7 protein-coding genes are annotated in these 5,697 nt (G+C 67.1%); all 7 read right to left on the bottom strand.

The window, feature by feature from the left end:
• Positions 1-126: 126 nt before the first annotated feature.
• Entirely contained in the window at positions 127-1,221 is a 1,095-nt protein-coding gene (ychF, locus tag HUK82_RS13955; protein ID WP_176614540.1) for a redox-regulated ATPase YchF, read from the bottom strand.
• Complete coding sequence (gene pth / locus HUK82_RS13950) at positions 1,221-1,799, bottom strand: aminoacyl-tRNA hydrolase (protein WP_176614539.1); 579 nt, start codon at positions 1,797-1,799, stop codon at positions 1,221-1,223. The genes ychF and pth overlap by 1 nt, the downstream gene beginning before the upstream one ends.
• Positions 1,800-1,887: 88 nt before the next feature.
• Complete coding sequence (locus HUK82_RS13945) at positions 1,888-2,487, bottom strand: 50S ribosomal protein L25/general stress protein Ctc (protein ID WP_176614538.1); 600 nt, start codon at positions 2,485-2,487, stop codon at positions 1,888-1,890.
• Between the two features lie 139 nt (positions 2,488-2,626).
• Entirely contained in the window at positions 2,627-3,208 is a 582-nt protein-coding gene (locus HUK82_RS13940) for a histidine phosphatase family protein (RefSeq protein WP_176614537.1), read from the bottom strand.
• 71 nt (positions 3,209-3,279) lie between these two features.
• Positions 3,280-4,212: a ribose-phosphate pyrophosphokinase gene (locus tag HUK82_RS13935; RefSeq protein WP_176614536.1), complete on the bottom strand. Its 933-nt coding sequence runs from the start codon at positions 4,210-4,212 to the stop codon at positions 3,280-3,282.
• A 145-nt stretch (positions 4,213-4,357) separates the two neighbouring features.
• Positions 4,358-5,329 (bottom strand): hypothetical protein, encoded by a 972-nt coding sequence (locus HUK82_RS13930; RefSeq protein ID WP_176614535.1) that lies wholly within the window; start codon positions 5,327-5,329, stop codon positions 4,358-4,360.
• Positions 5,322-5,697 (bottom strand): laccase domain-containing protein (locus HUK82_RS13925; protein ID WP_176614534.1); only part of this gene is annotated, 376 nt, incomplete at its 5' end. The genes HUK82_RS13925 and HUK82_RS13930, both read right to left, overlap by 8 nt.

Here is a 5,697-nt window from a genome sequence, read left to right as displayed (position 1 = left end):
CGACGCGCGGGCCAGGGCGCGGGCGGCGTCCCGGGCGGCGCGGGCCAGCCCCTCGATCGGTGGGAGAGCGGACTGATCCTGTTTCGACAGCATGTTCATCGTCACCCTCCCGTGGCTGCGTTGTGTTCAGACGTTGAAGCGGAACAGCAGCACGTCACCATCCTGCACGACGTACTCGCGCCCCTCGACGCGCATCCGGCCCGCCTCCTTGGCGCCCGCCTCGCCCTTGTACTGGATATAATCGTCATAGGCGACGGTTTCACACGCGATGAATCCGCGCTCGAAGTCATTGTGAATGACCGCTGCAGCCTGTGGCGCCTTGGTGCCGTCCGTAATCGTCCAGGCCCGGGTTTCCTTCGGGCCGACCGTGAAATAGGTCCGCAATCCCAGCAGCGCATATCCGGCCGCGATGACGCGATCCAGCCCGCTGTCGGACAGTCCCAGCCCCTCGAGGAATTCGGTGCGTTCTTCGGCGTCGAGCTGGCTGACCTCGGCCTCGATCGCGGCGGAGACGATGACCACAGCCGCTCCCTCGGCCTCCGCGCGCGCACGCACCGCCTCGGAATGGCGATTGCCCGTGGCCGCCGAGGCCTCCTCGACATTGCAGACATACAGCACGGGCTTGGTGGTCATCAGTTGCAACCGGGCGGCGGCGGCTTCGTCGCCCGCCGGCACGGCCGTCCGCGCTGGCCTGCCCTCGCGCAGTGTCGCGATCAGCGGCTCCATCAGCGCAACCTGCGCCGCGGCCTCGCGGTCGTTGCCGCGCGCCTTTTTCTGCAGAGCCACGATCCGCTTCTCCAGCGAATCAAGGTCGGCCAGCATCAGCTCGGTCTCGATGATCTCGGCGTCGCGCACCGGGTCGACGCCACCCTCGACGTGCGTGACGTCGTCATCCTCGAAGCAGCGCAGCACATGGATGATGGCATCCACCTCGCGGATATTGGCCAGGAACTGGTTGCCCAGCCCCTCGCCCTTCGACGCGCCGCGCACAAGGCCCGCGATGTCGACGAATTCCAGGCTGGTCGGCAGGATCTTCTGCGACTTGCCGATCTCGGCCAGGGCCGACAGGCGGGGGTCCGGCACGGCCACGCGGCCGACATTGGGCTCGATCGTGCAGAACGGATAATTCGCCGCCTGGGCCGAGGCCGTGGCCGTCAGCGCATTAAACAGCGTCGATTTGCCGACATTCGGCAGACCGACAATGCCGCAGTTAAAGCCCATCAGCCCTTGTCTCCCATTTCCAGCGCGATTTTCGTCATGAACTGTTCCGGCTGACCCTCGGCCAGCATCGTCGCGGCATCGGCCACGGCATCCAGAAGGGACGCCAGCCAGTCCTGATCGGTTTTCCCGAAATCCCCGAGCACGTGGCCCGTCACGCGGTCCTTGCTGCCCGGATGGCCGATACCCAGGCGCACACGGACATAGTCCGGGGTGCCCATCATCCTGTCCATCGACCGCAGGCCGTTATGGCCGGCAGCGCCACCGCCGCGCTTCACCCGCACGCGTCCGGGCGCGAGGTCGAGCTCGTCATGGAACGCGGTGATGTCGCCCGCATCGATTTTGTAGAAGGCCCGGGCTTCCTGAACACTTTCGCCCGAACGGTTCATATAGGTCATGGGCTTGAGCAGCAGCATCTTGTGCCGTCCGATCATGCCCTCGGCCACCTCGCCCCGAAAGCGCTTGCGCCACGGGCTGAAGTGATGGCGCTCGGCAATGCGATCGACCGCCATGAAGCCGATATTGTGACGTTGCCGCCTCATCCCCGGCTCAGGATTGCCGAGACCGGTCCAGAGCAACATCGTCTCTCTCTGTTCTGACCTGAAACATGCGCCTCGATCATGAGGCGGAAGGCCCGGGCCGACACGAAGCCGACCCGGGCCATAGACCTCAGCCTTCGGCGGCCGGCGTCTGTTCGTCGTCGGTGGTCGGCGCCGCGACCGTCGCGATGACGAAATTGGGGATCTGCAGCAGCGGGGTCACGCTCTGCGTGCCCTTCAGATCGTCCCAGCGCACGTTGTCGTGGATGTCGAGCGCCGACAGATCGACCTCGAACCCGGACGGAATATTGTCCGGATCAGCCATCACCTCGACCGTGTGACGGACGATGTTCAGAACACCGCCGCGCTTGATGCCCGGGGCTTTGTCTTCACCGGTGAAGGTGATCGCCACCGTCACGTGCACGCGCTCGCCAGCGGCAAGGCGCTGGAAATCAACGTGGATCGGCGCGTCGGTCACGGGGTGAAGCTGCACTTCGCGCATCAGCGCGTGCGTCTTCGTGCCTTCGGCATCGATCTCGTACAGGCGCGAACGCCAGCCGCCACGATGCATCTCGCGCACGATGATGCGCGGATCCAGGGCAATGAGATCGGCGTCCTGACGGGCACCATAGATGACGGCGGGGACCAGCCCGGCACGCCTCGTCGCGCGCGCTGCCCCCTTACCAGCCTTCGCGCGCGAAGAAGCTTGAATGGTCGTGAATTCGGTCACTGTCTGCTCCTGATTGATCGGCACAGGCCTCCAGGGGTGCCTGTGCGAGCGCGCGACTTAACGGAAATCGCGGCAGAACGCAATCTTTACCTCGGTTTTCCGCGGTGGCCGCCGAAAAGCGCGTGGTCGCCGCCGCGCCCTATCCGACCTGTGTCAGCGCCCAGGGTTCGCCCGGCGTCAGGAATAGCGGCACGGCATTGGGCAGACGCACATTGGCCGCAAGACCCATTGCCGACCGCAGGGCACGGAACATGGCGCCATGACACACGATCAGCGGGACGCCCTCGCCATGCGTCGCGCGGTTGACAGCGGCGACAGCGCGGTCGCGCAGATCGGCAAACGGTTCGGCGCCGCTTGGACAGAACTCGCCCGCGATCCAAGCATCGTACCAGTCACCCATCGGCTGGCCTTCTTGCTCCCCGAAGCAGACCTCCGCCAGACCGGGGTCGGTCGTGATGTCCAGCGCGGGGCCGCCGGCCGCGGTGATCGCATCGCGCGCGATCTCGGCAGTCCGCAAGGCACGCCCCAGCGGGGACGAGACGACGCGCGCGATCGGGGCATAGTCATGCCAGTGCCCGGCAAGAATACCGCCCGCCGAGCGGGCCTGCTCCAGCCCTTTGTCGTTCAACGGCACGTCCGTTCGCCCCTGCGACAGGCCGGCGGCATTCCAGTCGGTCTCGCCGTGGCGCAGATACCAGTAGGGGCGTGCGTTCAGAACCATGCGCTGATCTCCGGTTGACGGTCCCTCAGCAATAGGTCGCCGGTCGGGACGCGGTCAAATACCGGACGCCGCTAGTCGAACAGTGAGGACACAGAGCTTTCGTCCGCGACTGCCCGCATCGCGCGCGACAAAAGGTTCGCCGTGCTGATCTGACGGATGTTTCGCGCACCGATCACCGCCGGGGTCGCGGCAATGCTGTCGGTCAGCGTCAGCATCTTCAGGGGGGAATCCCCCACGCGCTGCACGGCCTGACCGGTCAGCACGCCGTGGGTGACGTATGCCTCGACCGCCTCGGCCCCCTGGTCGATCACAGCCTGCGCCGCGTTGCAGAGCGATCCGCCACTGTCGACGATGTCGTCGACCAGAACGCAATACCGGCCGCGCACGTCGCCGATGACGTTCATCACCTCGGACACGCCCGCGCGCTCACGCCGCTTGTCGATGATCGCCAGATCGGTGTTCAGACGCTGCGCCAACTGGCGGGCACGCACGACGCCGCCCACGTCGGGCGACACGATCATAACCGGCCGTTCCGCATGGCGGGCCATGATGTCGCGCGTGAACAGCGGTGCCGCGTAAAGATTATCCACCGGGATGTCGAAGAATCCCTGGATCTGCATGGCGTGCAGATCCATCGTCAGGATCCGGTTCGCCCCGGCCTCAACCAGGATATTGGCCACCAGCTTGGCGCTGATCGGCGTGCGGGAGCCCGATTTGCGGTCCTGACGGGCATAGCCGAAATACGGCATCACCGCCGTGATACGCCGCGCCGACGCGCGCCGCAGCGCGTCGAGCATGATCAGCAGCTCCATCAGGTTGTCGTTCGTGGGGGAGCAGGTGCTCTGGATCACGAATACGTCCTCGCCGCGGACATTCTCGTGGATCTCCACGAAGACTTCCATGTCGGCGAAGCGCCGGACGGTGACGTTGCACAACGGCACGCGCAGTTCGGTGGCCACGGCCTCGGCCAGTGGCAGATTGCTGTTACAGGCGACGATCTTCATGCGCGCGTTATTCCCACATGACCCGATCCGCAGCCCGCGCGGATTTTCCGGTCGGCGGGCGGGTTCTAGCAACAGGACACAAATCTGTCATCCTCCGTCTGCCCCCGAAACAAGCAGCGACTTCGCGCACCCGCCCCCGGCGACGTCATTTCCCAGCGGTCGCCGGAATGGCCAGACCGGGCGGCGGCAACGGGGTGTTGTCGCGCCCCGAATAGCGCCCGATGATCTGCTGCACCCCGCCCGCGGCCTCCGTCGCCGCCGCTTCGGCCACGTCGCCCCAGTCATGGTCGAGGGAGTGAGCCGGAATATCGTGCAGCTGCGTCGCCGCGCCCGCTTCCTTGCCCTGCGGATCGGTCACGCGCCACGTCAGTTCAATATGCTGCATGGGACTGTGTGCCGCGCCCGCCGGGCCGTCGGACAAGGTCACAACGCAGACGACAGTGAAATCCGCGCCCCTGGCCGTGTCCTGCACCTGGTCGCGCGTGTCGCGGAACGCAGCGACGAACGACCGCGCCAGCGCGGCATTGCCGTCGCCCGGCGCCCCGGTCACGCCCTTGAACCACACGCGCGCCGGCCGGTTCTTCAGGCTGGACTTGTCATGCGCCATCACGTCGGCCTGGATACCGGTCAGGGCATCGGCCACATGCGGCGCCGCCTCCTGCGCGGCCAGCATCATCATGTCGTTGGTGGCGGCATGCCACGTGCCCTCCGGCACGCGTGACCCGCGCCACTCGCCCCGCACGGTGCCCTGCGGCGTCATGACGCTGTATACCGGCACCACCTGGCCACCGGTGCGCTCCGTCCGCAGGCGCAGCCACCAATCGCCCGGACGAGGGTCCTGTACGATCGCGGGCACCGACTGGTCCAGAAGCGCGTGCGTCACGTCCTCGGCCCAGACATGCGCGCCCGGGGCGTCGAGCGACGCGTCGCGTGGCACCGGCACCGGCACCGACAGGCGCGCCGGCGGCGGATGAGCGGCAAGACTGCGCGCCGCTCCGCCGGGGTCGGCGAACGGATGCGGCATATCGATACATCCGGGCAGCGCCAGCAGGATCGCAGCAACCCCGAGGCGCAGTGCACGCCCGGCACACGCCCCCCCATAACGCCCCTCAACCATGCGCGGCCACCGCCGATATCTGATGTCCGATCTGCCCACCGCCCGCCAGCGTCCGTCGCCGATGACTGAAAAAGCGGACCTCATCGCTCAGCGTATCCACGCCCAGCGCCATGGCCGTGCCCGCGCCGGCGCGGCGCAGCCGGTCCACGCAATAGCCGGCGAGGTCGAACCGGAAATGCGCCGCACGCATGGCCGGCATGAAAAAATCCTCGGCCCGCCCGTCGGCCGCGATCACGGCATCGCGCATGTCCGTCCCGACCTCGTAACTGACCTGCGCGATGCAGGGTCCGACCACGGCGGTCGCGCCCGCCAGACGCGCGCCGATCCCCTCCATCGCGGCCAGCGTGGCTTCGAGCACACCGCCCGCG

It is taken from the genome of Ameyamaea chiangmaiensis (assembly GCF_013376175.1).
GTDB classification, from domain to species: Bacteria; Pseudomonadota; Alphaproteobacteria; order Acetobacterales; family Acetobacteraceae; genus Ameyamaea; species Ameyamaea chiangmaiensis.
This window is presented reverse-complemented; position numbering and strand designations above follow the sequence as displayed.

Bases quoted from the DNA above. Each gene is read 5' to 3' on its own strand.
- ychF (WP_176614540.1), bottom strand. From the start codon at position 1,221: ATGGGCTTTAACTGCGGCATTGTCGGTCTGCCGAATGTCGGCAAATCG.
- pth (WP_176614539.1), bottom strand. From the start codon at position 1,799: ATGTTGCTCTGGACCGGTCTCGGCAATCCTGAGCCGGGGATGAGGCGG.
- HUK82_RS13940 (WP_176614537.1), bottom strand. From the start codon at position 3,208: ATGGTTCTGAACGCACGCCCCTACTGGTATCTGCGCCACGGCGAGACC.
- HUK82_RS13935 (WP_176614536.1), bottom strand. From the start codon at position 4,212: ATGAAGATCGTCGCCTGTAACAGCAATCTGCCACTGGCCGAGGCCGTG.
- HUK82_RS13930 (WP_176614535.1), bottom strand. From the start codon at position 5,329: ATGGTTGAGGGGCGTTATGGGGGGGCGTGTGCCGGGCGTGCACTGCGC.